The 24773-nt window shown below is 62.8% G+C and carries 31 protein-coding genes and 1 tRNA gene; 18 read left to right on the forward strand and 14 right to left on the reverse strand.

The window, feature by feature from the left end; translation table 11 throughout:
• The first annotated feature begins 77 nt into the window (after window positions 1-77).
• Window positions 78-1433, forward strand: a complete 1356-nt coding sequence (locus EGN72_RS10195; protein WP_127047179.1) for a mechanosensitive ion channel family protein — start codon at window positions 78-80, stop codon at window positions 1431-1433.
• Window positions 1434-1676: 243 nt separating this feature from the next.
• On the opposite strand, the gene EGN72_RS10200 is transcribed toward EGN72_RS10195, so the two are convergent.
• Window positions 1677-1892: a helix-turn-helix transcriptional regulator gene (locus EGN72_RS10200; protein WP_127047181.1), complete on the reverse strand. Its 216-nt coding sequence runs from the start codon at window positions 1890-1892 to the stop codon at window positions 1677-1679.
• The gene (locus tag EGN72_RS10205) at window positions 1892-2428 is read right to left on the reverse strand and encodes a DUF2975 domain-containing protein (RefSeq protein ID WP_127047183.1); all 537 of its coding nucleotides are present in this window, start codon (window positions 2426-2428) and stop codon (window positions 1892-1894) included. Before EGN72_RS10205 ends, EGN72_RS10200 begins: the two co-directional genes overlap by 1 nt.
• Window positions 2429-2497: 69 nt before the next feature.
• Between EGN72_RS10205 and EGN72_RS10210 the strand changes: the two genes are divergently transcribed.
• From EGN72_RS10210 to EGN72_RS10250, 9 genes are all read left to right on the forward strand, one after another.
• Entirely contained in the window at window positions 2498-2818 is a 321-nt protein-coding gene (locus EGN72_RS10210) for a hypothetical protein (protein ID WP_127047185.1), read from the forward strand.
• The gene (locus EGN72_RS10215; RefSeq protein WP_127047187.1) at window positions 2728-3072 is read left to right on the forward strand and encodes a hypothetical protein; all 345 of its coding nucleotides are present in this window, start codon (window positions 2728-2730) and stop codon (window positions 3070-3072) included. The genes EGN72_RS10210 and EGN72_RS10215 overlap by 91 nt, the downstream gene beginning before the upstream one ends.
• 98 nt (window positions 3073-3170) lie before the next feature.
• Window positions 3171-3656, forward strand: a complete 486-nt coding sequence (rsfS, locus tag EGN72_RS10220) for a ribosome silencing factor (RefSeq protein WP_199743731.1) — start codon at window positions 3171-3173, stop codon at window positions 3654-3656.
• Entirely contained in the window at window positions 3656-4126 is a 471-nt protein-coding gene (gene rlmH / locus EGN72_RS10225) for a 23S rRNA (pseudouridine(1915)-N(3))-methyltransferase RlmH (protein ID WP_127047189.1), read from the forward strand. The genes rsfS and rlmH overlap by 1 nt, the downstream gene beginning before the upstream one ends.
• A gap of 86 nt (window positions 4127-4212) precedes the next feature.
• Window positions 4213-5193 carry an Ldh family oxidoreductase gene (locus EGN72_RS10230; RefSeq protein ID WP_127047191.1) on the forward strand — a complete coding sequence of 327 codons (981 nt, stop codon included), beginning with the start codon at window positions 4213-4215 and terminating at the stop codon, window positions 5191-5193.
• A gap of 108 nt (window positions 5194-5301) precedes the next feature.
• Entirely contained in the window at window positions 5302-6819 is a 1518-nt protein-coding gene (gene gpmI, locus EGN72_RS10235) for a 2,3-bisphosphoglycerate-independent phosphoglycerate mutase (RefSeq protein ID WP_127047193.1), read from the forward strand.
• Window positions 6816-7934 carry a murein hydrolase activator EnvC gene (locus EGN72_RS10240; RefSeq protein WP_127047195.1) on the forward strand — a complete coding sequence of 373 codons (1119 nt, stop codon included), beginning with the start codon at window positions 6816-6818 and terminating at the stop codon, window positions 7932-7934. Before gpmI ends, EGN72_RS10240 begins: the two co-directional genes overlap by 4 nt.
• An 8-nt stretch (window positions 7935-7942) precedes the next feature.
• Window positions 7943-9280, forward strand: a complete 1338-nt coding sequence (locus EGN72_RS10245; RefSeq protein ID WP_127047197.1) for a S41 family peptidase — start codon at window positions 7943-7945, stop codon at window positions 9278-9280.
• A gap of 64 nt (window positions 9281-9344) precedes the next feature.
• On the forward strand, window positions 9345-9833 hold the full coding sequence (locus EGN72_RS10250) for an RNA pyrophosphohydrolase (RefSeq protein WP_370323241.1): 489 nt from the start codon (window positions 9345-9347) through the stop codon (window positions 9831-9833).
• A gap of 41 nt (window positions 9834-9874) precedes the next feature.
• Here the strand turns inward: EGN72_RS10250 and msrA are convergent, their stop codons facing one another.
• The 3 genes from msrA to EGN72_RS10265 form a co-directional block, all read right to left on the reverse strand.
• A complete protein-coding gene (gene msrA / locus EGN72_RS10255; RefSeq protein ID WP_127047199.1) occupies window positions 9875-10387 on the reverse strand; it encodes a peptide-methionine (S)-S-oxide reductase MsrA in 513 nt (170 codons plus the stop codon).
• Complete coding sequence (gene msrB / locus EGN72_RS10260; RefSeq protein ID WP_127047201.1) at window positions 10384-10842, reverse strand: peptide-methionine (R)-S-oxide reductase MsrB; 459 nt, start codon at window positions 10840-10842, stop codon at window positions 10384-10386. The genes msrA and msrB overlap by 4 nt, the downstream gene beginning before the upstream one ends.
• A 76-nt stretch (window positions 10843-10918) precedes the next feature.
• On the reverse strand, window positions 10919-11839 hold the full coding sequence (locus EGN72_RS10265) for a DMT family transporter (protein ID WP_127047203.1): 921 nt from the start codon (window positions 11837-11839) through the stop codon (window positions 10919-10921).
• A 124-nt stretch (window positions 11840-11963) separates the two neighbouring features.
• Between EGN72_RS10265 and ade the strand changes: the two genes are divergently transcribed.
• Window positions 11964-13664: an adenine deaminase gene (gene ade / locus EGN72_RS10270; protein ID WP_127047205.1), complete on the forward strand. Its 1701-nt coding sequence runs from the start codon at window positions 11964-11966 to the stop codon at window positions 13662-13664.
• Window positions 13661-14611, forward strand: coding sequence for an alpha/beta hydrolase (locus EGN72_RS10275; RefSeq protein WP_127047207.1), 951 nt, complete (start codon window positions 13661-13663; stop codon window positions 14609-14611). The genes ade and EGN72_RS10275 overlap by 4 nt, the downstream gene beginning before the upstream one ends.
• Window positions 14612-14677: 66 nt before the next feature.
• Here EGN72_RS10275 and EGN72_RS10280 read toward each other — a convergent pair.
• Together EGN72_RS10280 and EGN72_RS10285 are read right to left on the reverse strand one after the other, a co-directional pair.
• Window positions 14678-14753, reverse strand: a tRNA-Ala gene (locus EGN72_RS10280).
• Between the two features lie 162 nt (window positions 14754-14915).
• Window positions 14916-15257 (reverse strand): TIGR02300 family protein, encoded by a 342-nt coding sequence (locus tag EGN72_RS10285; protein ID WP_127047209.1) that lies wholly within the window; start codon window positions 15255-15257, stop codon window positions 14916-14918.
• Window positions 15258-15496: 239 nt separating this feature from the next.
• Here EGN72_RS10285 and EGN72_RS10290 point away from each other — a divergent pair, with 239 nt between their 5' ends.
• From EGN72_RS10290 to deoD, 4 genes are all read left to right on the forward strand, one after another.
• On the forward strand, window positions 15497-16183 hold the full coding sequence (locus EGN72_RS10290) for a M48 family metallopeptidase (protein ID WP_127047211.1): 687 nt from the start codon (window positions 15497-15499) through the stop codon (window positions 16181-16183).
• Window positions 16184-16259: 76 nt separating this feature from the next.
• The gene (locus tag EGN72_RS10295; protein ID WP_127047213.1) at window positions 16260-16928 is read left to right on the forward strand and encodes a GntR family transcriptional regulator; all 669 of its coding nucleotides are present in this window, start codon (window positions 16260-16262) and stop codon (window positions 16926-16928) included.
• Window positions 16929-17005: 77 nt separating this feature from the next.
• Entirely contained in the window at window positions 17006-17377 is a 372-nt protein-coding gene (locus tag EGN72_RS10300) for a DUF6455 family protein (RefSeq protein WP_127047215.1), read from the forward strand.
• Between the two features lie 70 nt (window positions 17378-17447).
• The gene (deoD, locus tag EGN72_RS10305) at window positions 17448-18155 is read left to right on the forward strand and encodes a purine-nucleoside phosphorylase (RefSeq protein ID WP_127047217.1); all 708 of its coding nucleotides are present in this window, start codon (window positions 17448-17450) and stop codon (window positions 18153-18155) included.
• Here the strand turns inward: deoD and EGN72_RS10310 are convergent.
• Window positions 18152-19024: a LysR family transcriptional regulator gene (locus tag EGN72_RS10310; protein WP_127047219.1), complete on the reverse strand. Its 873-nt coding sequence runs from the start codon at window positions 19022-19024 to the stop codon at window positions 18152-18154. The two genes, deoD and EGN72_RS10310, sit on opposite strands and share 4 nt — an antisense overlap.
• Window positions 19025-19120: 96 nt before the next feature.
• Here EGN72_RS10310 and glyA point away from each other — a divergent pair, with 96 nt between their 5' ends.
• Together glyA and EGN72_RS10320 are read left to right on the forward strand one after the other, a co-directional pair.
• Entirely contained in the window at window positions 19121-20443 is a 1323-nt protein-coding gene (gene glyA / locus EGN72_RS10315; protein WP_127047221.1) for a serine hydroxymethyltransferase, read from the forward strand.
• 54 nt (window positions 20444-20497) lie between these two features.
• Window positions 20498-21481: an aldo/keto reductase gene (locus EGN72_RS10320; RefSeq protein WP_127047223.1), complete on the forward strand. Its 984-nt coding sequence runs from the start codon at window positions 20498-20500 to the stop codon at window positions 21479-21481.
• 4 nt (window positions 21482-21485) lie between these two features.
• Here the strand turns inward: EGN72_RS10320 and EGN72_RS10325 are convergent, their stop codons facing one another.
• From EGN72_RS10325 to EGN72_RS10345, 6 genes are all read right to left on the reverse strand, one after another.
• The gene (locus EGN72_RS10325; RefSeq protein WP_127047225.1) at window positions 21486-22349 is read right to left on the reverse strand and encodes a DUF1989 domain-containing protein; all 864 of its coding nucleotides are present in this window, start codon (window positions 22347-22349) and stop codon (window positions 21486-21488) included.
• Window positions 22350-22380: 31 nt separating this feature from the next.
• A complete protein-coding gene (locus EGN72_RS10330; protein ID WP_127047227.1) occupies window positions 22381-22596 on the reverse strand; it encodes a hypothetical protein in 216 nt (71 codons plus the stop codon).
• A gap of 44 nt (window positions 22597-22640) precedes the next feature.
• Complete coding sequence (locus EGN72_RS19575; protein ID WP_255417432.1) at window positions 22641-22772, reverse strand: hypothetical protein; 132 nt, start codon at window positions 22770-22772, stop codon at window positions 22641-22643.
• Window positions 22773-22913: 141 nt separating this feature from the next.
• Window positions 22914-23690, reverse strand: a complete 777-nt coding sequence (locus EGN72_RS10335; RefSeq protein ID WP_127047229.1) for a succinate dehydrogenase iron-sulfur subunit — start codon at window positions 23688-23690, stop codon at window positions 22914-22916.
• A gap of 13 nt (window positions 23691-23703) precedes the next feature.
• Window positions 23704-24459, reverse strand: a complete 756-nt coding sequence (locus EGN72_RS10340; RefSeq protein ID WP_233587104.1) for an FkbM family methyltransferase — start codon at window positions 24457-24459, stop codon at window positions 23704-23706.
• Window positions 24456-24767 (reverse strand): hypothetical protein, encoded by a 312-nt coding sequence (locus tag EGN72_RS10345; RefSeq protein ID WP_127047233.1) that lies wholly within the window; start codon window positions 24765-24767, stop codon window positions 24456-24458. Before EGN72_RS10345 ends, EGN72_RS10340 begins: the two co-directional genes overlap by 4 nt.
• Window positions 24768-24773: the final 6 nt, after the last annotated feature.

A 24773-nucleotide genomic window follows, 5' to 3' on the forward strand; every position in this document is an offset into this window, starting at 1 on the left:
TATTGGGCAATGTGATTTGCATCATGGGGCGCGGGCTCTATGCTCAGGGACCCGATTGCAGAAGGCAAAGGCCCCCTATGGACCCCATCAACCAGATCAACCCCGAGATATTGGACGCCACGCAGGGGCTTTTGTCACAGGCCGAAGCCTTCATCATGTCGTTGATCGTGCCGTGGCGGTTGTATCAGCTTGGCGGCATCATCACGATTTTGGTGCTGGCGTGGGTGATGCGGGGCTTTGTCTCGCGCCGATTGATGGCGTGGGCGCGGGCGCAAGAGGGCATGAAGAAATGGCAGTTGCGGATCATCGTCATCTTTGACCGCAATCTGACCTTGCTGTTGTTTACGCTGCTGAACTGGATGGTGTTCTGGGTCATGCAGAGGGTCACATGGCCCTCGCGCAGTCAGTTGTTTGAGGTGGCGGCCAGCATCGGGATTGCCTTGCTGATCGTGAGTGTTGCCGGGCGGCTGATTGGCAACCGCTTTATCGGGCGGATTGTGACCTGGGGGGCGAGCATCTGGGTCGTTGCCCTGATTCTGGGGTTCGACACAGGTGTCTTGTCTTTCCTTGACAGCCTTGCCGTGACCTTTGGCGATTTCCGGCTGTCGGCGCTGACGGTGATCAAGGCGCTGATCGTCACCGGGATTTTGGTGACGGGGGCGCGGCTGCTGACGCGGGGGGCCACCAACCGGATCAGGAAGAACCCCGATATCAGCCCCTCGATGCAGGTGCTGGCGATCAAGGGGATACAGTTGTTCCTGTTCGGCGGCGCGATTTTCATCGGGCTGAAAGCGGTGGGATTCGATCTGACGGGGCTTGCCGTCTTGTCGGGGGCGATTGGTGTGGGCCTTGGGTTTGGCCTGCAAAAGGTGGTGTCGAACCTTGTGTCGGGCATCATCATCCTGCTGGATAAATCCATCAAGCCCGGCGATGTGATCAGCCTTGGCGATACCTTCGGCTGGATCGAAAGCCTTGGCGCGCGCTATGTCTCGGTCGTCACGCGGGATGGCAAGGAATACCTGATCCCGAACGAAGACCTGATTACGGGCCAAGTGGTGAACTGGTCCCATTCCGACGAATTTGTGCGGCTGGATCTGTTTTTCGGCACCGCCTACAGCGACGATCCGCATCTGGTGCGCAAGCTGGCGATCGAGGCGGCGGGCCGCGTGAACCGCGTCCTGAAAGACCGCCCCTCGGTGTGCCATATCGTTGGGTTTGGCGACAGCTCGGTCGACTATATCCTGCGCTTCTGGATCAAGGACCCGACCGATGGTCTGACCAATATCAAGGGCAATGTTTACTTGGCGCTGTGGGACATTTTCAAGGAAAACAACATTTCCATCCCCTTCCCCCAACGCGAGGTCAAGCTGCTCAACGATCCGGCAGAGTCGCGGCGCGCGGCCTTTGGGGCTGCCGAGGGCATGGGTTCGTAATAGCCGGCAAATTTTCCGCGGGCGATATCGCGCTCGCGGCATTCCAGATCATAGCGGCTGACGGAGCCGTTCAGATATGCGCGTTCCGCTTCGGACCGGGTCATACCGCGTGGAAAAAGCTGGGCGAAAAAGGACATGGATACGCTCCGTCTTGTGATGTCTTTCCCCCCTTGCGCTATCTGGGCTGGTCGCGCGGCTTTGACCAGCGCCAAAAACGGCAAGCCGGGTTGCACGGCGCGCATGTCAGCCGGTCTTGACCGCCTCCAGAATGTCACCGGGTTGGCAATCCAGCACCTCGCAAATCCGGGCCAGTGTTTCGAATCGGATGCCTTTGACCTTGCCGGATTTCAGCAGGCTGATGTTTTGTTCGGTGATCCCCACCGCCTCGGCCAATTCCCGCGACCGCATTTTACGCAGGGCCAGCATCACATCCAGCCGCACAATGATCTCGACCGCCATTACACAAAACCTGCGTTTTCATCGGCAATGCGGGCGGCATCGCGCAGCGCCCAGCCGATCACCGTCAGCAGCCCCGCGATCAGGAAAACCGCCACGGTGTTGCTGGAGGCCGAAATTGACAAGACCCGCGCGCCGGGCGGGTTGTCAAAGGTCAGGGCCAAGCCTTGCAGCGTCGGCAGCGCAAGCGCCATGCCCGCCGCCCCCATCAGCCATTGGCCGATACGGGTGATGTGTTGGGCGCAAGGATTGGTCAGAATCTCGGCCCTGCGATAGCGCCCGAACAGCCCGCGCATATGCACAAAGGCCATGAGCAAGGGCAAGAAGGTGAACGCTCCCAAAGCGATCACCAGACCGGATTTCAGCGGGGTGATTTGGGTTTCGGGCGGCAGGTTTGGGAAGGTGGTCAACAGAAAATCCGGGTGCGCAAAGGCATAGCCAAACGCCCAGATCACGCCAACCGGCGCTGCCAATAGCACGGCGGATACCAGCCAATAAAGCCGGTTGGAAACTTTGGCGATGCGCGCTTGGCTTGACATGAAAACCTCTTTTCAAGATGATAATTTAATGTAATACAATAAAAAATACCTGTCAATTTGAGATTCGCTATGCGCCTTCTTGCCCCCTTGCTTATGGGTTTGACCCTGTCTGCCTACGCGTCACTTGTGCCCAGCACGGTTGCATGGCTGGCGGGCCAGTCCCCGATTGATGCCGATCCGGCGACCCTGACCGTGGCGCTTGTGCTGCCCGAAGGGTTGCGCGCCCAAAAGGATGGCGCGCGGCTGGAGGTGACAGTGAAACGCTTTGATACGGGCGAGGCGCTGCACGGCATTTACAATTGGCCGAAACACCCGCCAATGCCGCCGATTTTGGCGGCGAGGACGGGGCCAGCGCACGGTTTTATGGCATCAGGCCAGCCGATGTCGTGAAGATGCGGGCTTTGCAAGACCGCGTGCGCGCATGGGAAGGGCCGGACCTGAAAGGCAAGCGCGAAGGCAGCTTTGGGATTGGGCTGGATGCCTGCAAACTGGGCGCAGGGCCCGCGCCGGATGCCGTTGCCTCGTTCTACATCCGCAACGATCCGGCTGGCGCGTTCCGGCCCTTGTTGCGCCGTGCCCGGCTGACCTCCGTCTTGGGGCCGGAGGTTATGGCGCAGATACCGGCCTGTCCCGGTGCCAAGTAAAACCTGTCGTCAAGGGTTGCGAAGCCGCGCCCGCTGTGATTGAGGTTTGCGCCGCAGGGTGCTACCCTGTCCGCAACACCCGGCGTCGGGGGTGTGCGATGCATTTGGATGGTCTGGCGCGTGATATTCTGGAGGACAATGTCCTGTCTCATTCTGATCCTGCGACCGGGCTTCCGGTCGGACCACGGGCCGCGCGCATGACGGCCCCGACAAACCCTTCCGCTGATCTGACCTCAGAGACGCTTCTGGCGGCTGTCATGGCATCGCTGGACGATGACAAGGCCGAAGAGGTCGTGCAGATCGACCTGCGCGGCCGGTCCGATATGGCCGATTACATGGTGATCGCCTCGGGGCGGTCCTCGCGTCAGGTGGCGTCGATTTCCGAAAAGCTGGCGGACCGTCTGAAGCAGGATTTTGGCCTGATCTGCAAGATGGAAGGCAAGGAAACCGGCGATTGGGTGCTGATTGATACGGGCGATGTGATCGTCCATGTTTTCCGCCCCGAAGTGCGCGAGTTTTATGACCTTGAAAAGATGTGGCTGCCCGGCGGCCATATGGGCATAGGCGTGCGCGAGGACGACTGATGCGGGTGCATCTGTGCGCTGTGGGGCGGCTGCGTGGCGGCCCCGAGCGTGATCTGATCGACGATTATGTCACCCGGTTCAACCGGACGGGCCGGGCCTTGGGGCTTGGCCCTTTTGCTTTGTCCGAGGTCGAGGACCGCAAAGGTGGCGGGATGGAGGCCGAAGCGGCGCTGCTGGCCCGCGCGGTGCCATCGGGTGCGCTGACCGTGGTGATGGATGAACGCGGGCGCAGCCTGACCAGCCCTGAATTTGCCGATCAACTGGCGAAATGGCGCGATGCCGGGCGGCAGGATGTGGCCTTTTGCATTGGTGGGGCCGATGGTCTGGCGCCGTCCTTGCGGGACAGTGCCGATTTCGCGCTGTCCTTTGGCGCGATGGTCTGGCCGCATATGCTGGTGCGGGTGATGTTGGCCGAACAGCTTTACCGTGCGGCGTCCATTCTGGCGGGCAGCCCCTACCACCGGGAATAGGCGCGGGGGAATAAGCGCGAGGGAATGAGACTTGTCGGGCGCGGTTTCGCTGCCTAGGCTACCCGCGAACCACGGGGGGGCCGCGTATGACCACAGTATCCTTGGACGATATCGAAGCCACAACCGTGCAGGCGTTGCGCGCGCATGGGGCCGAAGACTGGATCGCGGCAGAGGTTGCCCGCGCCGTGCGCCGGGCCGAGGAAACCGGCAATGTGATCTGCGGGCTGTATTACCTTGAAAGCTATTGTGTGCAGTTACGCTCCGGTCGGGTGCAAGGCGCGGTGGAACCTGTTGTCGCCGCCCCGCGTCCGGGGGTGGTGCAGGTGGATGCCGGGTTCGGTTTTGCCCAAGCGGCCTTTCGGCGCGGATTGGCTGCGGCGGTTGCGGCGGCGCGGGCCAATGGCATTGCGACTTACGCGATTTGCCATGCGCATACCTGCACCTCGCTGGGCTATTTCACCGAACAGATTGCCGCCGAAGGCTTGGTCGCCATTGGCATGACCAACGCGACCCCCATTGTCGCCGCCCCCGGTGGCACCAAGCGGCTGATCGGCACCAACCCGATAGCGTTTTCAGTGCCGGGCCGCGCCGGGGGGCGGGCGCTGCATTTCGACTTTTCCACCTCGGGGGTGGCGTTGGGCAAGATCACCATGGCGGCGGCGGCAGGCCAATCCATACCGCTGGGCTGGGCCGTGGATGCGCAGGGCCAGCCCACGACCGACCCGAATGCCGCGCTGAAAGGCGCATTGGTCGGGGCGGGCGGGCATAAGGGCTGGGGCTTTGGCCTGATGGCCGAAGTGTTGGTGGCGGGGCTGACAGGGTCGCTCAATTCCATCGACGTGGCCCCGCTGAAGGCACCGACGGGCAAGCCGCATGATCTGGGGCAGGTCTATCTGCTGATCGACCCGGCGCAGAACGCAGGGTTTTTCGACCGGTTGGAGCGGCTGCAAACAGCGGTGGCCGAGGACCCGGAGGCGCGGCTGCCCGGAAGCCGCCCGCGCAGGCTGGACCCGGTGGAGGTGCCCGATGCGCTGTGGTCACTGGTCACGGGCCTGGCGGCGGGCTGACGGGGTGGGCTGACGGGGGGGTAGGCGGGGCGCAAGCCTGCCTGAAACCGATTGAACGCGGTCTGCACAAGGCGTAAACCGGGGGCAATTCAAAGGAGGCGCCTTGCTATGACCGTTCCGAAACCCGTTGTTTTGTGCATTCTGGATGGCTGGGGGCTGAACGAAGACACCAGCGCAAATGCCCCGGTTCTGGCGAAAACCCCGCATTTTGACCGGCTGATGGCAAGCTGCCCGCATGCAACGCTGGTGACGCATGGCCCCGATGTGGGTTTGCCGCGCGGGCAGATGGGCAATTCCGAAGTGGGCCATACCAATATCGGCGCGGGCCGCGTGGTGGCGATGGATCTGGGCGCGATTGATCTGGCGATCGAGGAAGGCACCTTTGGCAAAAACCCGCAGCTTATGGATTTCATCGCGCGGCTGAAGGCCAGTGGCGGGGTGGCGCATCTGATGGGCGTGATCTCGGACGGGGGGGTGCATGGCCATGTGGCGCATGTGATCGCCGCCGCCAATACCGTGGCCGGGGCAGGCGTGCCGGTGGTCATCCATGCCATCACCGATGGCCGCGATGTCGCCCCCAGTTCCGCACCCGAGCATATGGCCCGGCTGATCGAAGGTCTGGCGCCGGGGGTGCAGATTGGCACCGTGATTGGCCGCTATTGGGCGATGGACCGCGACAACCGCTGGGACCGCGTTGGCCGCGCCTTTGACGCGATGGTGGCCGGCAAGGGTGAGGCCGCAGCCGACCCGCAAGCCGCCATTGCCGCCGCCCATGCGCGCGGTGAAACCGATGAGTTTATCGCGCCGACGGTGATGGCGGGCTATGCTGGTGCCAAGCAAGGCGACGGCTTCTATTGCCTGAATTTCCGCGCCGACCGTGCCCGCGAAATTCTGGCGGCATTGGGTGATCCGGCCTTTGACGGGTTCGATGCCAGCGCCCGCCCGAAATGGGAGGCGATGCTGGGGATGGTGGATTATTCGGCCCATCACAATGCCTATATGCTGACGGCCTATCCCAAGCCCGTGCTGAACAATACGTTGGGTGAATGGGTGTCCAAGCAGGGGCGCACGCAGTTTCGCCTCGCGGAAACAGAGAAATACCCGCATGTGACGTTTTTCCTGAATGGTGGCGCAGAGGCAGCCAGCCCCGGCGAGGACCGCGCGATGCCGAAATCGCCAAAGGTGGCAACCTATGACCTGCAGCCCGAAATGTCGGAACCCGAGGTCGCGGAAAAGCTGGTTGGGGCCATCGAGCATGGCTATGACCTGATCGTGGTGAATTTTGCCAACCCCGATATGGTGGGCCACACCGGCGATCTGGCCGCTGCGATCAAGGCTTGTGAGGCGGTGGACAATGGTTTGGGGCAGGCCTTGGCCGCGCTGGAAAAGGTGGGCGGGGCGATGATCGTGACCGCCGATCATGGCAATTGCGAAACCATGGTGGACCCGGTGACAGGCGGGCCGCATACCGCGCATACCACCAATCTGGTGCCGGTGATCCTGTATGGCGGGCCTGCGGGTGCGCGTTTGCGCAGCGGTCGCCTGGCCGATCTGGCCCCCACGGTGTTGCAATTGATGGGGCTGGACCAACCCGCCGAGATGACGGGGCAAAGCCTGATCCAATGATCCGCGCCGCTCTTCTGTCCCTCATGCTTTGCACTGCCGCCGAGGCCCAGACCGCGGCACAGCAGGCCACCGATGCCGCTGCCGCTTTGGCAAAGGCTGTGGCGGGGATGGAAGAAGCGGAAAGCGCGCGCGACCGGGTATCGGCGCTGACCAGCACCATTCAGGCCTATGAACAAGGGTTAAGCGCGCTGCGCGACGGGTTGCGGCAAGCCAAGGTGCGCGAGGCGTCACTGCTGTTGCAATTCGAATCCGAGCGCAACCGCGTCGGGCAATTGCTGGGCGTTCTGGGCCAGTTGGAGGCAACCCCCGGCCCCTTGCTGTTGCTGCACCCGTCCGGGCCTTTGGGCACTGCGCGGTCGGGCATGATTATTTCCGAGGTGACACCCGCCTTGCAGGCCGAAGTGGCGCGCTTGCAGGCGGAACTGACCGAATTGCGCGATCTGCGCGCCTTGCAGGTCGCAGCGGGCGAGGTGTTGGCGAATGGGCTGACCGTGGCGCAATCGGCGCGCACCGCGCTGAGCCAAGCGATTTCAGACCGCACGACCCTGCCGCGCCGCTTTACCGAAGACCCGGAAGCCCTGCGCAGCTTGCTGGAAAGCGCCGACACGCTGGCCGCCTTTGCCGACGGGTTGGAATTGGACGCAGAAGGCAGCGACAGCCTGCGCAGCTTTGCCTCGGCCGAGGGGAAACTGGCGCTGCCGACGCTGGGAAGTTTGCTGTTGCGCGCGGGTGAAGCCGATGCCAGCGGCACCCGCCGCCCCGGTATCACCCTGTCCACCCGCGCCCGCGCGCTGATCACCGCACCCTGGGCAGGGACCATCCGCTACCGCGGTCCGCTGCTCGACTACGGAAATGTGATTATCCTTGAGCCGGGAGGCGGCTATCTTATGATCATGGCCGGGCTGGGCACAGTCTACGGCGAAGTCGGGGAAGTGGTGGGAATCGGTGCGCCTTTGGGCCTTATGGGCGGTGGCAGCGATGAGATAAACGAAGAGTTTTTGGCCAGTGCCGCCGATGTGGGTGGTATTCGCGAGACAGAAACGCTTTATATTGAGATCAGAAAAGGCACCGAGCCGGTCGATCCGGCGCCATGGTTCGCCGCAACAAGGGATTGAGACAGGCAATGAAGAGATTCGCTATGGCTGCTTTGGGCGGCACCGTTGCAGGCGTTCTGCTGACAACGCAGATCGCAGGCCCGCTTTTGGCGCAGGAAACCAAGAAAAGCGCCACCGTCTATGAGCAGCTTGACCTGTTCGGCGATATTTTTGAACGTATCCGCGGCCAATATGTCGAGGAAGTGGATACCAACAAGCTGATCGAGGCGGCGATCAACGGCATGCTGACCTCGCTTGATCCGCATTCCAGCTACCTTGCGCCCAAGGATTTCGACGACATGCGCGTGCAGACGCGGGGCGAGTTTGGCGGCCTTGGCATCGAGGTGACGCAGGAAGAAGGCTATGTGAAGGTCGTCTCTCCGATGGATGACACGCCTGCGGATGCCGCCGGGATCGAGGCGGGTGATTTCATCACCCATGTGAATGGTGAGTCGGTTCTGGGCCTGACGTTGGATGCGGCGGTGGAACTGATGCGCGGCCCGGTCGGGTCCGAGATCATCATCACCGTTGTGCGCGAAGGCACGGCAGAGCCGTTCGACGTGTCGATCATCCGCGACACGATCAAGCTGACGGCGGTGCGCACCCGCGCTGTGGGCAGCACCATCGTGGTGCGGATGACCACCTTCAACGATCAGACCTATCCGGGGCTGGAAGAGGGGCTTGCCAAAACATCCGAGGAACTGGGCGGCTGGGACAATGTCAGCGGCGTTGTGCTGGACCTGCGCAACAACCCCGGTGGTTTGCTGAATCAGGCCATCGCGGTGTCGGATGCGTTTCTGGACAAAGGCGAGATTGTTTCGACCCGTGGGCGTGAGGCCAGCGACGGTGAGCGGGTGAATGCAACGCCGGGCGATCTGACCGGGGGTAAACCTTTGGTCGTGCTGATCAATGGCGGCTCTGCCTCGGCATCGGAAATTGTGTCGGGCGCTTTGCAGGACCATCGCCGCGCGATTATCGTGGGGACGAAAAGCTTTGGCAAAGGCTCGGTGCAGACCATCATCCCGCTGCGCGGCGAAGGGGCGATGCGCCTGACCACCGCGCGCTATTACACGCCGTCGGGCCGCTCTATTCAGGCGCTGGGCGTGGCCCCCGATATCATCGTGAACCAGCCGCCGCGCAAACCCGTGACCGAAGAGGAGGAAGCCGCAAGCGCGGTTCAGGCCCGGACCGAGGCATCCTTGCGCGGGGCCTTGGACAACGACTCGATGTCGGAGGATGAGCGCAAGCAGCTGGAAGAAGATCGCGCCCGCGAGGAAGAAACCGCCAAGCTGCGCGAAGAAGATTATCAACTGGCCTATGCCGTGGATATTCTGAAAGGCCTGAACGCTTTGGCCGTGAAACCCTGATCGGGGCAGAAACACGTCAAAGGGGCGCGCAACCGTGCGCCCCTTTTGTTTACCGGGACGCGGAATGATGACGACAGCAAGCAACCTTCCCTACCGCCCCTGTGTGGGTGTGATGTTGATCAATGCCCAAGGCCAGATTTTCGCCGGGCAGCGGCTGGATGCCCCTGCCGGGGTGGCGGCTTGGCAAATGCCGCAAGGCGGGATTGATGCCGGCGAAAAGCCGCGCGTGGCCGCGCTGCGCGAATTATGGGAAGAAACCGGGGTGACGGCGGATCTGGTGGAGAAGCTGGCCAAAACCGAGGACTGGGTGACTTATGACCTGCCGCCCGAATTGCTGGGCAAGGTTTGGGGCGGCAAATATCGCGGCCAGCGGCAAAAGTGGTTTTTGTATCGCTTCACCGGGCGGGATGATCAGATCAACATCGCCACCGAACACCCGGAGTTTTCGCGCTGGCGCTGGATCGGGGCGGAGGAGATGGTCGCCTCTATCGTGCCCTTCAAGCGCGGCGTTTATGAAGAGGTTGTCGCGGCTTTCCGCAACTGGCTGGCGTGATCGCCCGCTGAGCATCCTCAGCGGGCGTGGTTGCAGTGCGGCTATTCGGCGGCGCGGGTGTCACGCTTGGGCAAAACCCAATCGGGGCGCGCGAAATGGCAGGTATAGCCATTGGGCTGGCGTTCCAGATAATCCTGATGCTCTGGCTCGGCTTCCCAGAACTCGCCCACCGGTTCCAGCTCTGTCACTACTTTGCCCGGCCACAGGCCGCTGGCGTTCACATCGGCGATGGTATCTTCGGCAACGGATTTTTGCACATCATCGACGTAATAGATCGCCGAGCGATAGCTTGGCCCGCGGTCATTGCCTTGCCGGTTCGGCGTGGTCGGATCATGGATCTGGAAGAAGAATTCCAAAATCTCGCGATAGCTGGTCTGCGCGGGGTCAAAGATGATCTCGATGCCTTCGGCATGGCTGCCATGATCGCGGTAGGTGGCATTGGCGACATCGCCGCCGGTATAGCCCACGCGCGTGCGCAGGATGCCGGGCCGCTTGCGGATCAGGTCTTGCATGCCCCAGAAACAGCCTCCGGCCAATACTGCGCGTTCGGTCATGCCCGTCCCTCCACTTGATCCAGATAAGCGCCGTAGCCTTCGGCCTCCATCTCGTCTTTCGGCACGAAACGCAGGCTGGCCGAGTTGATGCAATAGCGCAGGCCGCCCATCGCACGCGGGCCATCGTTGAACACATGGCCCAGATGGCTGTCGGCGTGTTTGGACCGCACTTCAACCCGGACCATGCCATGCGACACATCGCGATGCTCGGTCACGTTATCAATCGGTTTGGAAAACGCGGGCCAGCCGCAGCCGGAATTGAACTTGGCCGAGGAGGCGAACAGCGGCTCCCCCGACACCACATCGACATAGATACCGGGTTCGAAATGCTTGTCATATTCGCCGGTAAAGGCGCGTTCGGTGCCGTTTTCCTGCGTGACGCGGAATTGCTCGGGCGTCAGGCGGGACAGGGCGTCGCCGGTTTTGGTGTAAGCCCCGGTTTTTGTGTCAGTCATGGCGCACTCCCGTTTTCTGGTGATGGGTAGTATATGGGGCGATGGGCGCGTTTCGCCAAGCCCCCGTAGCGCGGGCTTAGCCTTGCGGGGTCATCGCTTTGCGCTGTTTGGCGCGTTCCAGCCCCAGCTTGCGTTCGCGCCAGATAATCAGCACGCCCGCCGTGACCACAAGTGACGCGCCGCCCAGCATGGTCAGGGTGGGCACCTCGTCAAACACCCAATAGCCGATGCCAAGCGCAAAGATCATGGAGGCATAGTCGAACGGCGCCACCACCGAGGCATCAGCCTCGCGGTAGCTGGAGGTGAGCAGAATTTGCCCCACGCCGCCCAAGAGGCCCGCCAGCACCAGCAGCAGCGCCTCGCGGGGGGCGGGGATGACCCAGCCGAAGGGCAAGGTGACAAGCGACAGCACCGAAGCGGTGAGCGAGAAGTAGAACACAATCGCGGGGGTTTTTTCGGTCATCACCAATTTGCGTACGAACACCTGTGCGAGGGCGGCAAAGACCGCGCCCCCCAGCACCAGCATCGCGCCCAGCGTGGCGGCATCATTGCCGGGGCCGGGCACCACCGACAGGCGCGGGCTTAGCACGATCAACACCCCGATCAGCCCCAGCACGACGGCCGAGATGCGGAACAGCCGCACATCCTCGCCCAGAAACATCGCGGCGAAAATCACGGTCAGCAAGGGCGCGGCATAGCCGATGGCTGTCACTTCGGGCAGGGGCAGATAGGCAAGGCCCGCAAAGCCAAGCCCCATCGCCATGGTTCCCACCACCCCGCGCCAGATATGGCCCATCGGCGCGCTGGCCCGCAGCCCGGTTGTCAGTTCCTTGCGCATGGCCAGCCAGATCACGATCACCGGCATGGCAAAGAACGACCGGAAGAACACCGCCTCGCCCGGTGGCACATGGTCGGCGGTGGCCTTGATCAGCGCGGCCATGACGATGAAGGTCATGACCGAGCAAAGCTTATACAGGATGCCGCGCATCGGGCGCATGATTGGGGCCTTTGCAAAGGGGTGCCACTGGTGGACCATCCTTTGCCGCCGGGTGCAAGCCCCCAAAGGGCTGGACGCCGCCCGCGCCATCGGCTTTGCTGTGGCAAAGCAAAGGATGAAGCCCATGACCACCGCCCCCCTTTCCGCCCGCATTGCCCAAGGTGCGGGCGACCAGCCTGCCGACACTGTTTTGCGCGGCGGGCGGGTGTTTGACCTGATCACCGGCGATCTGGTGGCAACCGATGTGGCGCTGTGCGGTGATACGATTGTCGGGGTCTATGGCGATTATGACGCGGCAGAGGTGGTCGATGTCAGCGGCAAAATCCTGGTGCCCGGTTTCATTGATACCCATCTGCATATCGAAAGCAGCCTTGTCACCCCGTTCGAATTTGACCGCTGTGTGACGCCTTTGGGCGTGACCACCGCGATTTGCGACCCGCATGAGATTGCGAATGTCTGCGGGTTGACCGGTATCCAGTATTTCCTTGAGGCGTCATCGCTGACCTTGATGGATATTCGCGTGCAGCTTTCGTCTTGCGTGCCCTCCACCCATATGGAAACCGCCGGCGCGGTGTTGGAGGCCGCCGATATTCTGCCCCTGCGCGACCATCCGCGCAGCCTTGGGCTGGCGGAATTCATGAATTTTCCCGGTGTGCTGATGCAGGATGCAGGGGTGATGGCCAAGCTGGAAGGCTTCAAGGGGCGGCATATTGATGGCCATTGCCCCTTGCTGCGCGGCAAGGCGCTGAACGGCTATATCGCGGCGGGTATCCGCACGGAACACGAAGCGACGACAGCCCCGGAAGGGCTGGAGAAGCTGCGCAAGGGCATGCGGCTGTTGATCCGCGAAGGCTCGGTGTCCAAGGATTTGCACGCGTTGGCCCCGCTGATCACCGAACGCCACAGTCCCTATATCGCCTTTTGCACCGATGACCGGAACCCGCTGGATATCAACGAGCAGGGGCATCTGGATTACATGATCCGCACCGCGATTGCGCTGGGGGCCGCGCCCTTGGCGGTTTACCGCGCGGCCAGTCTTTCGGCCGCCGAAGCGTTTGGTCTGAAGGATCGCGGGCTGATCGCCCCCGGCAAGCGCGCCGATATTGTGGTGATCGACAGTCTGGAAAGCTGCCGCGCCGCGATGGTGTTCGCGGGCGGCGTGCAGGTGACAGATACCGCCTTTGCCGCGTGCAAGACCATCCCGCCCGTGGCCCGCCACTCGGTCAAGGCGCCCCCCATCGCGGCGGCAGATTTCCGCACCGGGGGCAACCGGGTGGAAACCCCTGTGATCGGGATCATCCCCGGCAAGATCATCACCGAACATCTGACCTATGACATCGCGCCGGAAGGTGGCGACAAACGCCCCGATATCGCCCGCGATCTGGTCAAAATTGCCGTGATTGAACGGCACGGAAAGAACGGCAATCGCGCGACCGGCTTTGTCAAAGGCTTTGGCTTGCAGCGCGGAGCGATTGCGTCGACCGTGTGCCATGACCATCACAACATCGCGGTGGTCGGTGCGGATTACGACGATATGGCCTTGGCCGTGGCGCGGCTGGGCCAGATTGAGGGCGGCTTTGTCGTGGTCGAAAGCGGGCGCGTGCTGGCCGAACTGGCGCTGCCCGTGGCTGGCTTGATGAGCCTGGAGCCGTTTGAAGCGGTGCGCGCGGCGCTGGAGCATCTGCGCGCCGCCGCGCGGGGCCTTGGCGTAACGCTGGAGGAGCCGTTCTTGCAGCTTGCTTTCCTGTGCCTGCCCGTGATCCCGCACCTGAAGATCACCGATCACGGCATGGTGGATGTAGACCGGTTTGAGGTGATGCCATGAGCGGATATGACCCGAAATATGACGCGCTGATTGATGCCGAAACATGGGCGTTCATCCGCGAAACCGAAAGCTGGTATCCGCCCGATGCCATTGGCCTGACGATCGAGGATCAGCGCGCGGTTTACAACAAGATGTGCCGCGCTTTTCATGCCGGCTACCCCAAAGGGGTGCAGGCGACCGATGGCGTGATCGCAGGGCCGCACCCCATTCCCGTCCGGCGTTATACCTTTGGCGGCGGTGCTGCGCGGGTGGTCTATTTCCATGGCGGCGGCTTTGTCGTGGGGGGCTTGGACAGCCATGATGACGTCTGCGCCGAGATTTGCGCGGCCACTGGATATGATGTGACAGCGGTGGATTACCGGCTTTCGCCCGAACACCCCTTTCCCGAAGATTTCAACGATGCGCTGGCCGCAGCACGGGCCGAGGCCGCGCGCGGCCTGCCGGTGCTGCTGGTCGGTGACAGTGCGGGCGGCAATCTGTGCGCGGCGGTGGCGGCGGCGCTGCGTGGCACGGATTTGGCCCCGATTGGTCAGGTGCTTGTCTATCCCGGCCTTGGGGCAGCAGAGGAAACGCATAGTGCCAAAGCCCATTCCGTGGCCCCGATGCTGACGGTGCAGGATATGGCGTTCTATGCAGCGATTCGTGCCAGTGCGGATGATACCGCGCAGGCGAACCCATCCTTCTCGCCGCTGCGCGCCAGCGATTTCGCAGGCCTGCCGCCCACGATTGCCATCACCGCCGAATGTGACCCCCTGTCAGATGACGGCGCGCTTTATGCTGCGCGGTTACAGGCCGCAGGGGGGCGGGCGCTGCATATCGAAGAACCGGGCCTTGTGCATGGCTATCTGCGCGCGCGGCACCGCGTTACCCGCGCCAGACACAGCTTTGACCGTATTCTGCGGGCGATTGCTGCCTTGGGGCAGGGGGCTTGGCCAGAGGCCTTATAAGGGGCAGCGCCAACCCAAGCCCGGAAACGCAAAAAGCCGGGCGCGAACCCGGCTTTTTTGAGAATTTGGTGGAGCCAGGCGGGATCGAACCGCCGACCTCTTGAATGCCATTCAAGCGCTCTCCCAACTGAGCTATGACCCCACTATGCGACCCTTGCAGATCACTCGGGCTATTTAGGGGAGGGGGAATGGCGCTGCAAGAGGAAAAATCACTCTCGCGCAAAATCATCCCCGAACCGCCCCAAACCGCGCCCGACGCGCAAGCGCCAAAGCCGCGCCCGATCAGGCGCGGCCAAAAGCCTGTTCAGTTTTCGTCATCCGGGCTGCTGACATCGGCCAGATCGTCCAGCGAAACGGTGTCGTCGCTGTCATCTTCCAGCAGATCATCATCCACATCATCCGAATCATCGTCTTCGACAACGGCGAGCAGATCATCATCATCGTCCAGATCGTCGACCAGCACTTCGTCATCATCCTTGGCCGTGGCTTTGGAGGCCGAAGTGGTGACGGAAATCTTGCGGCGCGCGCTTTCAATATCCACGATTTCGCCTGTATAGGGGCTGACAATCGGGTTTTTGTTCAGGTCGTAAAAGCGCTTCCCGGTGGTGGGGCAAAGGCGCTTGGTGCCCCATTCTTCTTTGGGCATGGTATTCCCCTTGTGACATCGGCTTCAAACGGGGGCCCATGGCGGGCCTCGCAATTCCGGCAAAGGCGTCGATTGCCACAGGCGCGGGCGGCTGTCAAAGGCTTTTGCGCGGAAAACCCCAATGGCAAGCGGTTTGCGCCGTGCTGAAAGGCTGTGTGGCGGGCGCGTGCGGGCCGCAAATGGGCTTGCGGCGGGTGCAGGGCGCGGGCATCTTGCGGGGCAAAGCTGAAAGAGGCCTCATGCCGATCCTGCCCGGACTGCCCCCCGTCGAAGTGACCCTGCGCCGCACCGCGCGGGCGCGGCGGATGTCGCTGCGGGTGTCGCGGCTGGATGGTCGGGTGACGCTGTCCTTGCCGCCCCGCGCGCGTGAGGCAGAGGCGATGGCTTTCCTGCGCGCGCAGGAAGACTGGATTCGCAAGGCTTTGGCCAATGTGGTCGCCTCGGATGCCGTGGGCTTTGGCGCCGAGATCCCGGTCGAGGGGCAGATGGTGCGCGTGGTGCCGGGGGCGGGACGCAGCGTGGTGCTGACGGGCGATGAATTGCAGGTGCCGGGTGATGCGGCGCGGGCAGGCGTGCGGGTGGCGGCCTTCCTCAAGACGCGGGCACGGGACCGGCTGGCGCAAGCCTCGGACCATTATGCCCATCGCATCGGGCGGCGCTATCGCACGCTGACGCTGCGCGACACACGGTCGCGCTGGGGCTCTTGCACGGCCGAGGCAGGGTTGATGTATTCGTGGCGGCTGATCATGGCACCGCCTTTGGTGCTGGATTATGTCGCCGCGCATGAGGTGGCCCATCTGGCCGAGATGAACCATTCGGACCGGTTCTGGGCCATCGTGGCCGATCTGATGCCGGATTATGCGCGCCCTCGCAAATGGCTGAAATCCGAAGGCCATGTGCTGCACAGCTATCGGTTCAGCGAATGAACCGCCGCAGAGCCGATGTTCACGGGGACGATATTGCGCTTGACGCTTTCGCGCGATGGGTGCTTGGCTGGCGGCCATGTTGACCGCGCGCCCCACCAGCCCCCTGTCCCGTCCCGTCGTGCCGAATGCGGCGGCGCATGAACGGCTGTATCGCAGCCTGCGCAGCCAGGTGATGCATGGCGAGTTGCCCCCCGGGCAGGCGCTGACCCTGCGCGGCATTGCCCGCAGCTTTGACGTGTCGATGACCCCTGCGAGAGAGGCGGTGCGGCGTCTGGTCGCCGAAGGGGCGCTGTCGCTGTCCTCCTCGGGGCGGGTGGCAACGCCAGAACTTTCGCCCGAACGGATAGAGGAGCTGGCCTCGATCCGCGCATTGCTGGAACCGGAACTGGCTGCCCGCGCGCTGCCCCGCGCCCATTTCGCGCTGATCGACCGTTTGGCGGCGATCAATGTGGCGAATACCGAAGCGGTGCAGAAACAGGATGCGGTGGCCTATATCCGCACCAATCTGGAATTTCACCGCACGCTTTACCTGCGCGCACAGGCCCCGGCGATGCTGGCGCTGACGGAAACGGTCTGGCTGCAACTTGGGCCGACGATGCGCGCGCTGTATGGCCGTTTGCGCCGGAATGAGCCGCCGCCCTATCACCGCCTGATCCTTGCTGCGCTGAAAGCGGGAGATGAGCCGGGGTTGCGGCTGGCGATCCGCACCGATGTGACGCAGGGCCTGCGGCATCTGGCAAGCTGAGGCTTGATTTGCATCAAGGCCAAACCCCCGCCGATCTGCAAAGAGATCCGCAGCTATCCGGACCTGGAGGGGCCAGTATGTTTGATGCTGTGAAAGAAACCGTTGCGCGCTGGCGGGCGCAGGCGCAGGTAGAGGCGATGTCGGATCGGGAATGTGCCGATCTGGGGGTTGGGCGCGATACGCTGCGCCGCCATGCGGGCATGCCACCCACCGTTGAGGCCCGCATGTCGCAGATGGCGGCTGTGCAAGGGGTGGATATGTCGCGCTTGCGGCACGACCGCGATTCTTATCTGGAAGCGGTAGAGACGTGCGATTCTTGCGGCGTGACCAAGCGTTGCAAATCGTTTCTGGCCCGCCCGGACAGCCCGGCGGCTGAGGCTGCGTTTTGCCCCAATTCCACGCTGTATTCCCAACCCGCCCTTGCGCGCACGGCCAGTGTAAAAGACTGAGCCCGGCGCGTTTTTCGCTTTCAGGTCGTTTGCCCCGCGCCTATCCTTGGCCCAAAACAAGGAGCGTGCGATGACAGTTCATATCGGGGCCAAGCCCGGCGAGATTGCCGAAACCGTCTTGATGCCCGGCGACCCTTACCGCGCGCGCTGGGCAGCGGAGACGTTTCTGGACGATGCCAAACTGGTGAATGAGGTGCGCGGGATGCTGGGTTATACCGGCACATGGCAGGGCCACCGCGTCACGATCCAAGGGTCGGGCATGGGCATGCCGTCACTGTCGATCTATGCCAATGAGTTGATCCGCGATTATGGCGCGCAAACGCTGATCCGCATCGGCTCGGCCGGGGCGATGCAGCCGGGGATCAAGGTGCGCGATCTGGTGCTGGCGATGTCGGCTTGCACCTTGTCCACCCCGTCGCGCGGGATTTTCCGAGAGTTGAACTTTGCCCCCACCGCCGATTTCGGAATGCTGCAAGCGGCGTTTCGCGCGGCACAGGGGCGCGATGTGGCCACCCATGTCGGGCAGATTTATTCGTCGGATGTGTTTTATGACGAACGCCCGGACCTGACCGAACAGATGCAGCGCCACGGCGTGCTGGCGGTGGAAATGGAAGCGGCAGAGCTTTACACCCTAGCCGCCCGTTATGGCCGCCGCGCCTTGGCGATCCTGACCATTTCTGACCATCTGGTCACGCATGAGGCGCTGCCCTCGGACCAACGCGAACGCAGCTTTGGCGATATGGTGGAGATTGCGCTGAAAGCGGCTTTCGCAGGCTAGGGCCCCGCGGCCTTGAGCCAGCCCGCGACGATGGCCGCGGCGCTGCCCTTGGCAAGCGGTCGCGCCGACCACAAGCGCAAGGCGCGGGGCAGGGCGCAATGCAAATCAAAAGGGGCGACCAACCGGCCCTGCGCCAGATGTCCGGCGACCAACGCGCCGTGGCCCATCAAGACACCTGCACCATGCGCGGCCTCTTCAACCGCCAGCGCATAAAGCGAAAATACCGGCCCACGTGGCACAAACCCGTGCAGGCCTGCCGTTTGGGCCCAAAGGCTCCAATCCTCGGCCCAGACAGCATCCGAGAGGCACGGCAGGTTGCGCAGGTCTTCGGGTCTGCGTATCTGCGCGGCAAGGGCGGGGGAACAGACCGGAAAGATCAGATCTTCGGTCAAGACCTCGCCCATGCCATCGCCGTAAAACAGGCAGAGATCAAAGGCGGCACGTTTCAGGTTCGGCGGCGCTTCCATTGCGGTGATGGAGATTGAAATCTGGGGTGAGGCTGCGCGCAAGGCGGGCAAGCGCGGCGACAACCAGAGCTGGGCAATCGCGGGCAGGGTGGCGATATGCACGACCTTTGGGGCCGCTTCGGCGCGCAACACCTGAACGGCATGGCCCAACGCGTCAAAGGCGGCAGACATTTCGGGCAAGACCCGCGTGCCAAGACCTGTCAGCCGCACGCCCTTGGCGTGGCGTTCAAACAGGTCAGCCCCTAATTCAGCCTCGAGCGCCTTGATATGGGCGGTGATCGCCCCGGCGCTGACGCCAAGTTCCGCCCCCGCCGCAGCAAACCCACCCAGCCGTGCCGCGGCTTCGAAGGCGCGCAAGGCCGTCAGCGGCGGGACTTTGGGTTTGGGTGGGGCAACAGCCATTTCAGCCTCAATTTTTCTAACCCTCATTTTCCGCAAAACTGATTTGCTGGCAAGGGTTTTGGCCTGCCACAATGTTCAAAACAACGGAGAGAGCCAATGCCCCGCCTTGCCCCGCGCCCTTGGGTGCCTGCTGCCTGTGAAACGCTTGTGCAGCGCTATGCGACCCAGACGGCTGCTGCCTCGGCGCAGGTTGCGGGGCGGATTGAGGCGCTGATCGCCCGCAATGCCGAAATCCATGATGTCGATTGTTTCAACCTGAATCCTGCGACCAATGTGATGAACCCGCTGGCCGAGGCGGCACTGTCACGCGGATTGAGCAGCCGCCCCAGCCTTGGCTACCCCGGTGACAAATACGAAATGGGGCTGGAGGCGATGGAGGAGATTGAGGTTATCGCCGCCGAACTCGCCGCCGAAATTTTCAACGCGAAATATGCCGAATTGCGCGTGGCCTCGGGTGCGATGGCGAACCTTTACGGCTTTATGGCGCTGACCAAACCGGGGGATAGCATCATCGTGCCGCCCGGTGCCGTGGGGGGCCATGTGACCCATCATAAAGCCGGTTGCGCCGGGCTTTACGGCCTTGTCAGCCATGCGGCACCAGTGAATGCCGATGGCTATAGCGTTGATCTGCCTGCTTTGCGGGACTTGGCGCATAAGCTGCGGCCAAAGCTGATCACCATTGGCGGCAGCCTGAACCTGTTTCCGCATCCGGTGGCAGAGTTGCGCGCGATTGCCGATGAGGTGGGGGCGAAGCTGCTGTTTGATGCGGCGCATCAATGCGGGATCATCGCGGGGGGCGCTTGGGCCAATCCGTTGGAACAGGGCGCGCATCTGATGACGATGAGCACCTATAAATCCCTTGGCGGGCCTGCGGGTGGCCTGATCGTGACCAATGACGCGGCGATTGCCGAGGCACTGGACCGTATCGCCTTTCCCGGCATGACCGCAAATTTTGACGCGGGCAAAACCGCCGCCCTTGCCATCAGCCTGCTGGATTGGCGCGACCATGGGCGGGCCTATGCCACGGCGATGGTGGACCTGTCGCAAGCCTTGGCGCGCGCCTTGGCAGCGCAGGGTCTGCCCGTGTTCGGGGCCGCGCAAGGCAAGACCCAAAGCCACCAATTCGCGATTGAAGCGGCGGGTTTTGGGGGTGGGCAAGCCGCCTCGAAAACCCTGCGAAAGGCCGGGTTTCTGGCCTGTGGCATTGGCCTGCCGATTGCCGAGGTTGCGGGCGATTTGAACGGTTTGCGCATCGGCACGCCGGAACTGGTGCGGCGTGGGGTGACGCCTGACCACGCCCCCGCCTTGGCCGCGCTGATCGCAGAGGCCTTGCGGTCCAATGATCCGGCCAGCATCGCGCCGCGCACCAAGGCGCTGCGGGCGCAGTTTCAGGGCCTGCATTTCATTCGCAAGGGTTGACGCAACCGATTCGCGCGGGTCTACTCCGCTGCCCTTCGGGAAAAGGATAGTGGAATGAAACAACGGCAACTTGGGGCAAATGGCCCACAGGTATCGGCTATTGGGCTTGGCTGCCTGAGCTTTGGTGGCATCTTTGGCGCGACGGATCGCGCGGAGTCTTTTGCAGCACTCGATGCGGCATGGGAGGCAGGGATCACCTTTTACGACACGGCGAATATCTATGGTTCGGGCGTGTCGGAAACCGTGCTGGGCGATTGGCTGGCTGATCGCGGGCATGATGCGGTGGTGGCGACCAAGGTTGGCATCGTGACCACCCCGCCGCGCGGCTTCAACAATTCGGAACCCTATATCCGGGCAGAGTTGGAGGCCTCGCTGCGCCGCCTGAAAACCGATCATGTCGCGCTGTATTACATCCACCGCCGCCAGCAGGATATCCCGGTAGAGGATGTTGCGGGCTTTATGGCGCGGTTGATCGACGAAGGCAAAATCGGCGGTTACGGATTGTCAGAGGTGGCCCCCCATACCATCCGCCGCGCCCATGCGGTGCATCCGGTGCGGGCGGTGCAGAATGAATATTCGCTGTGGACGCGCCTGCCGGAACTGGGGGTAATCCGCGCCTGCAAGGATCTGGGCGTGGCCTTCGTGCCGTTTTCGCCTGTTGCGCGCGGGATGCTGACGGATGCGCAACCCGACCCGGCGCAGATGGGCGAGGGTGATATTCGCCGCAATATCCCGCGTTTTCAGGAACCGAACCTCAGCGCGAACCGGGCCGCGATTGAACCGTTCCGCGCCTTTGCCGCGGCCAAAGGCGTTTCCACGGCGGCGCTGGCGCTGGCTTGGGTGCTGGACCGGGGCGACCATCTGATCCCCATTCCCGGCACCCGCACGGCCACCCATCTGCGCGATTGGCTCGGGGTGGATGCGCTGGTGCTGACCGTTGCCGACCGGGCCGAGATTGACCGCATTCTGCCCCCCGGTTTCGCCCATGGCGACCGCTATGACGCAGGGCAGAACATCGGCCCCGAACGCTATGCCTGAAGGTCTAGCGCCCGTGGCTGCGGTCATATCCGTTGACCACGGGCGCGGCCCAGCCTGCGGGGGCGTGGGCCGGTTTGAACACCTCGACCAGAAGCGGCTGGCAGGCGGCGGTGTCTGACGAATGCTCCGCCGAGCAATCGCCGCCGGGGCAGGCAGAAAGCCCGCCGATCAGGTCGATCTCGGCAAAGAATTCCAGATAATCGCCGGGGCGCACGGGGCTGGCCTTCATGAAATATTGGCCCGTGTCGCGGGTAAACCCGGTGCACATGAACACATTCAGCACGTCATGCACATGCTGCTCGGCCTGCTGCAAGGACAGGCCGGCATGGTCGGCCAGCGCGCGGGTCAGGTTGGAGTGGCAGCAATGATGATACTGCCCGCCCTGCGACAGAAGGTTGTGGGTATAGGGGTCGCAGCGGGTGCCGATCACATCATGCACCGCGCCGCCAAAGGCGTCGAACCCATACCAATCAAGGCTGTCATCGGTGATCAGCGCCATCGGCCGCAGGGAAGGGAAACTGCTCCACATCCGGTCGCCGCTGGACAGATGCGTGCCATGCAGCGCGCGGGTTTTGCCGGAATAGAACCGCTCTGACAGGTCATGCGCGGACCACAGGTTCAAATCGCCGACCTGCGGGCCCTCCACGCAGGTGATGCGAAAGAAATGCCCCGCAGGCACCGAAAAGCAGCGCGCGTCGCGGGCGGGCACCCGTGTTTCCGACAGCTTCCGCCAGCCTTGCCGCGCTGCGCGAAAAGGGGCCAGATCGGGGCGGTGCAGCCCTTCGACCGGATAGCAGATCACAGGGCGGATGGCGGCCCGAAGGGCGGCATCGGCGGGGGCGGGATGGGATGGGTTTTGCGGTTTCATGCGGGCAGGCTGCGTCTAATCGCAGGCCCCGTCAAGCGCGAGATGACGGCGGTTTGCGCAAGCAATCGCGCGGGGATTTGCCGGGCGCGGTATCGGTTTCGGCATTGCAGGCCGCACATCGATAATGGTTTGGCCCGCCTGTGCGGTCCAGCCGCCAGCGGCACGCCCGCGTCAGCGTGGAATGGCGGCGTGACAGCCACATGTAAAGCAAGGTGCCCAGCAAGAGGGCAAGAAGAAGAATGGGCATGGCGCGCTTATGCCATGCCCATCAGGCGCTGCAAGGCAATAGGCTCATGCGGCCTCGACATATTCGAAATATTCGACGGTTTCTTCGGGGGCTGCATCTTCGGCATCAAAATAGGCATAGGCCTGTTCCAGTGCCGCAAGTGCTTGTTGGGCAAGGGTTTCCGGGTCGCGTTGCATTTTCGAACCTTTCAGTTCTGAAGGGTCCTCCCGCGCGAAAGGTTAGGCGCAAAAGGCCATCACCTCAACGGTTGTTTCTGCGATGCAGCTATGCGGAAAATGCAAGGGGCGCCAAGGGGTTGCGGCGCCCCTTTGGGTGGGTCAAACCACGCGCTCGACCATTTTCTTCTTGATCTCGGCAATCGCCTTGGCCGGGTTCAGCCCCTTGGGGCAGGTTTTGGCGCAGTTCATGATCGTGTGGCAACGATAGAGTTTGAACGGGTCTTCCAGATCATCCAGACGCTCTGGCGTGGCCTCATCGCGGCTGTCGATGATCCAGCGATAGGCATGCAGCAAAGCGGCCGGGCCAAGATAGCGATCCGAGTTCCACCAGTAAGACGGGCAAGAGGTAGAGCAGCAAGCGCACATCACGCATTCATACAGCCCGTCCAGCTTTTCACGATCTTCGATGGATTGCTTCCATTCCTTCGCGGGCGTGTTGGTCTTGGTTTCCAGCCACGGCATGATCGAGGCATGCTGGGCGTAGAAATGGTTGAGATCGGGGATCAGATCCTTGACCACAGGCATATGCGGCAGCGGATAGATTTTCACATCGCCCTTCACCTCATCCAAGCCATAGATACAGGCCAGCGTGTTGATGCCGCCGATGTTCATCGCGCAAGATCCGCAAATCCCTTCGCGGCAGGAGCGGCGGAAGGTCAGCGTTGGGTCAATCTCATTTTTGATCTTGATCAGCGCGTCCAGAACCATCGGGCCGCAGGTATCCATATCGACGAAATAGGTGTCGACCCGCGGGTTTTCGCCATCATCCGGCGTCCAGCGATAGATGCTGAATTTGCGCACATTGGACCCGCTGGGTTTGGGCCATGTCTTGCCCGTGCGGATCGTCGAGTTCTTGGGCAGGGTGAACTGAACCATGGGTCCGTCTCCTTTAAGCGTGGTTTAGGGGGGCCGGGGCATCGGCTGCCCAACGGGTGAAAAGTATATCCATCAGGCGCGGGGCGGGGCCGCCGCGCCCGTCGCCTGTCATGCGCAGCACATCGCGGAATTCCAGCCCGGCAGCGGCTAGGCGGGCGATGATCTGGCTGGGTGGCGTTGTGGTATCAAAGCGCTGTGTCAGCGACATTTCAAGGATCACAAAGTCGCAGCGCGCCAGTGTTTCCGGGGCACCTGCCAGCACTTCATCCTCAAAACCTTCGGTATCGACCTTCAGGCCAACCCGGCCCGGATAGGCGGCGGCGATGCTATCCAGCCTGTCCACCGCGACCTGCCGGGTTTCCACCCATTCGATCTTGTCGGCCAGATAGCCCTGACGTTGCCGCAGGCTGGCCATGGCCCCCTGTTCGCCCTTGTCGGAATAGGGGATGTTCAGCGTCATCTCGCCAGCTTCGGCCCCAAGGGCGAGTTGGTGAAAGCTGGCCTTTGCGGGTGCATCGGGGGTGCTGAGCGTCTTTTCCGATTCCGCCCTTGGGTCGATCAGCACGAAATGCGCCTCGGGAAAGGCCTGATACAGAAACGGCGTGCCGCTGTCGACGCCGATGTCGAACACCACATCGGGCGTCAGGGCAAAGCATTGCAGATGGGCCGCGTTGGATTTATCGGCAAGGGCGACAAGCCCCTTCTGGCGCAAAAAGCGGTTCACGTCCTTGCGGTCGAGCTTGCGATTTGGCGCCATGTCCATGCTCATACCGTCAGGCCCGGGATGCCTGCGCGCAGCACGCATTGCACTGTGTTGGGGCGTTGCAGAATGGTGGCGATGGTTTGCACGGTGGTGGTGCCGGCACGCGTGCCGACATCGCGGGCCAAGGCGAAAATCTCATCTGTGGTGGCATTGTCGATCACGCAAACCGCCACCGCCTCGGCCTGTGGGCCGGGCAGGCGTTGCTGCACCACGGGCAGAACCACCGATTTGGCCGAAGCGCGCGCCACGGCTTCCACCGGGTTGGAGGCGACACAGGCCGAAAGCAAAAGGCAGGCAGTCAGGATGCGGAACATGGGCGC

It is taken from the genome of Pseudorhodobacter sp. E13 (assembly GCF_003991405.1).
Classification (GTDB): Bacteria; Pseudomonadota; Alphaproteobacteria; order Rhodobacterales; family Rhodobacteraceae; genus Pseudorhodobacter.

Excerpts from the sequence above, each read along its gene's own strand:
- EGN72_RS10250 (WP_370323241.1), top strand. The coding sequence starts at position 9,345 with ATGATGACGACAGCAAGCAACCTTCCCTACCGCCCCTGTGTGGGTGTG.
- EGN72_RS10330 (WP_127047227.1), bottom strand. The coding sequence starts at position 22,596 with ATGCCCATTCTTCTTCTTGCCCTCTTGCTGGGCACCTTGCTTTACATG.
- EGN72_RS10320 (WP_127047223.1), top strand. The coding sequence starts at position 20,498 with ATGAAACAACGGCAACTTGGGGCAAATGGCCCACAGGTATCGGCTATT.
- EGN72_RS10290 (WP_127047211.1), top strand. The coding sequence starts at position 15,497 with ATGCCGATCCTGCCCGGACTGCCCCCCGTCGAAGTGACCCTGCGCCGC.
- msrB (WP_127047201.1), bottom strand. The coding sequence starts at position 10,842 with ATGACTGACACAAAAACCGGGGCTTACACCAAAACCGGCGACGCCCTG.
- deoD (WP_127047217.1), top strand. The coding sequence starts at position 17,448 with ATGACAGTTCATATCGGGGCCAAGCCCGGCGAGATTGCCGAAACCGTC.
- EGN72_RS10210 (WP_127047185.1), top strand. The coding sequence starts at position 2,498 with ATGCGCCTTCTTGCCCCCTTGCTTATGGGTTTGACCCTGTCTGCCTAC.
- EGN72_RS10345 (WP_127047233.1), bottom strand. The coding sequence starts at position 24,767 with ATGTTCCGCATCCTGACTGCCTGCCTTTTGCTTTCGGCCTGTGTCGCC.
- EGN72_RS10230 (WP_127047191.1), top strand. The coding sequence starts at position 4,213 with ATGACCACAGTATCCTTGGACGATATCGAAGCCACAACCGTGCAGGCG.
- EGN72_RS10265 (WP_127047203.1), bottom strand. The coding sequence starts at position 11,839 with ATGCGCCCGATGCGCGGCATCCTGTATAAGCTTTGCTCGGTCATGACC.
- EGN72_RS10340 (WP_233587104.1), bottom strand. The coding sequence starts at position 24,459 with ATGAGCATGGACATGGCGCCAAATCGCAAGCTCGACCGCAAGGACGTG.
- EGN72_RS10335 (WP_127047229.1), bottom strand. The coding sequence starts at position 23,690 with ATGGTTCAGTTCACCCTGCCCAAGAACTCGACGATCCGCACGGGCAAG.
- ade (WP_127047205.1), top strand. The coding sequence starts at position 11,964 with ATGACCACCGCCCCCCTTTCCGCCCGCATTGCCCAAGGTGCGGGCGAC.
- rlmH (WP_127047189.1), top strand. The coding sequence starts at position 3,656 with ATGCGGGTGCATCTGTGCGCTGTGGGGCGGCTGCGTGGCGGCCCCGAG.
- gpmI (WP_127047193.1), top strand. The coding sequence starts at position 5,302 with ATGACCGTTCCGAAACCCGTTGTTTTGTGCATTCTGGATGGCTGGGGG.
- EGN72_RS10205 (WP_127047183.1), bottom strand. The coding sequence starts at position 2,428 with ATGTCAAGCCAAGCGCGCATCGCCAAAGTTTCCAACCGGCTTTATTGG.
- rsfS (WP_199743731.1), top strand. The coding sequence starts at position 3,171 with ATGCATTTGGATGGTCTGGCGCGTGATATTCTGGAGGACAATGTCCTG.
- EGN72_RS10310 (WP_127047219.1), bottom strand. The coding sequence starts at position 19,024 with ATGGCTGTTGCCCCACCCAAACCCAAAGTCCCGCCGCTGACGGCCTTG.
- EGN72_RS10240 (WP_127047195.1), top strand. The coding sequence starts at position 6,816 with ATGATCCGCGCCGCTCTTCTGTCCCTCATGCTTTGCACTGCCGCCGAG.
- EGN72_RS10275 (WP_127047207.1), top strand. The coding sequence starts at position 13,661 with ATGAGCGGATATGACCCGAAATATGACGCGCTGATTGATGCCGAAACA.
- msrA (WP_127047199.1), bottom strand. The coding sequence starts at position 10,387 with ATGACCGAACGCGCAGTATTGGCCGGAGGCTGTTTCTGGGGCATGCAA.
- EGN72_RS10245 (WP_127047197.1), top strand. The coding sequence starts at position 7,943 with ATGAAGAGATTCGCTATGGCTGCTTTGGGCGGCACCGTTGCAGGCGTT.
- EGN72_RS10200 (WP_127047181.1), bottom strand. The coding sequence starts at position 1,892 with ATGGCGGTCGAGATCATTGTGCGGCTGGATGTGATGCTGGCCCTGCGT.
- EGN72_RS19575 (WP_255417432.1), bottom strand. The coding sequence starts at position 22,772 with ATGCAACGCGACCCGGAAACCCTTGCCCAACAAGCACTTGCGGCACTG.
- EGN72_RS10300 (WP_127047215.1), top strand. The coding sequence starts at position 17,006 with ATGTTTGATGCTGTGAAAGAAACCGTTGCGCGCTGGCGGGCGCAGGCG.
- EGN72_RS10295 (WP_127047213.1), top strand. The coding sequence starts at position 16,260 with ATGTTGACCGCGCGCCCCACCAGCCCCCTGTCCCGTCCCGTCGTGCCG.
- EGN72_RS10195 (WP_127047179.1), top strand. The coding sequence starts at position 78 with ATGGACCCCATCAACCAGATCAACCCCGAGATATTGGACGCCACGCAG.
- EGN72_RS10285 (WP_127047209.1), bottom strand. The coding sequence starts at position 15,257 with ATGCCCAAAGAAGAATGGGGCACCAAGCGCCTTTGCCCCACCACCGGG.
- glyA (WP_127047221.1), top strand. The coding sequence starts at position 19,121 with ATGCCCCGCCTTGCCCCGCGCCCTTGGGTGCCTGCTGCCTGTGAAACG.
- EGN72_RS10325 (WP_127047225.1), bottom strand. The coding sequence starts at position 22,349 with ATGAAACCGCAAAACCCATCCCATCCCGCCCCCGCCGATGCCGCCCTT.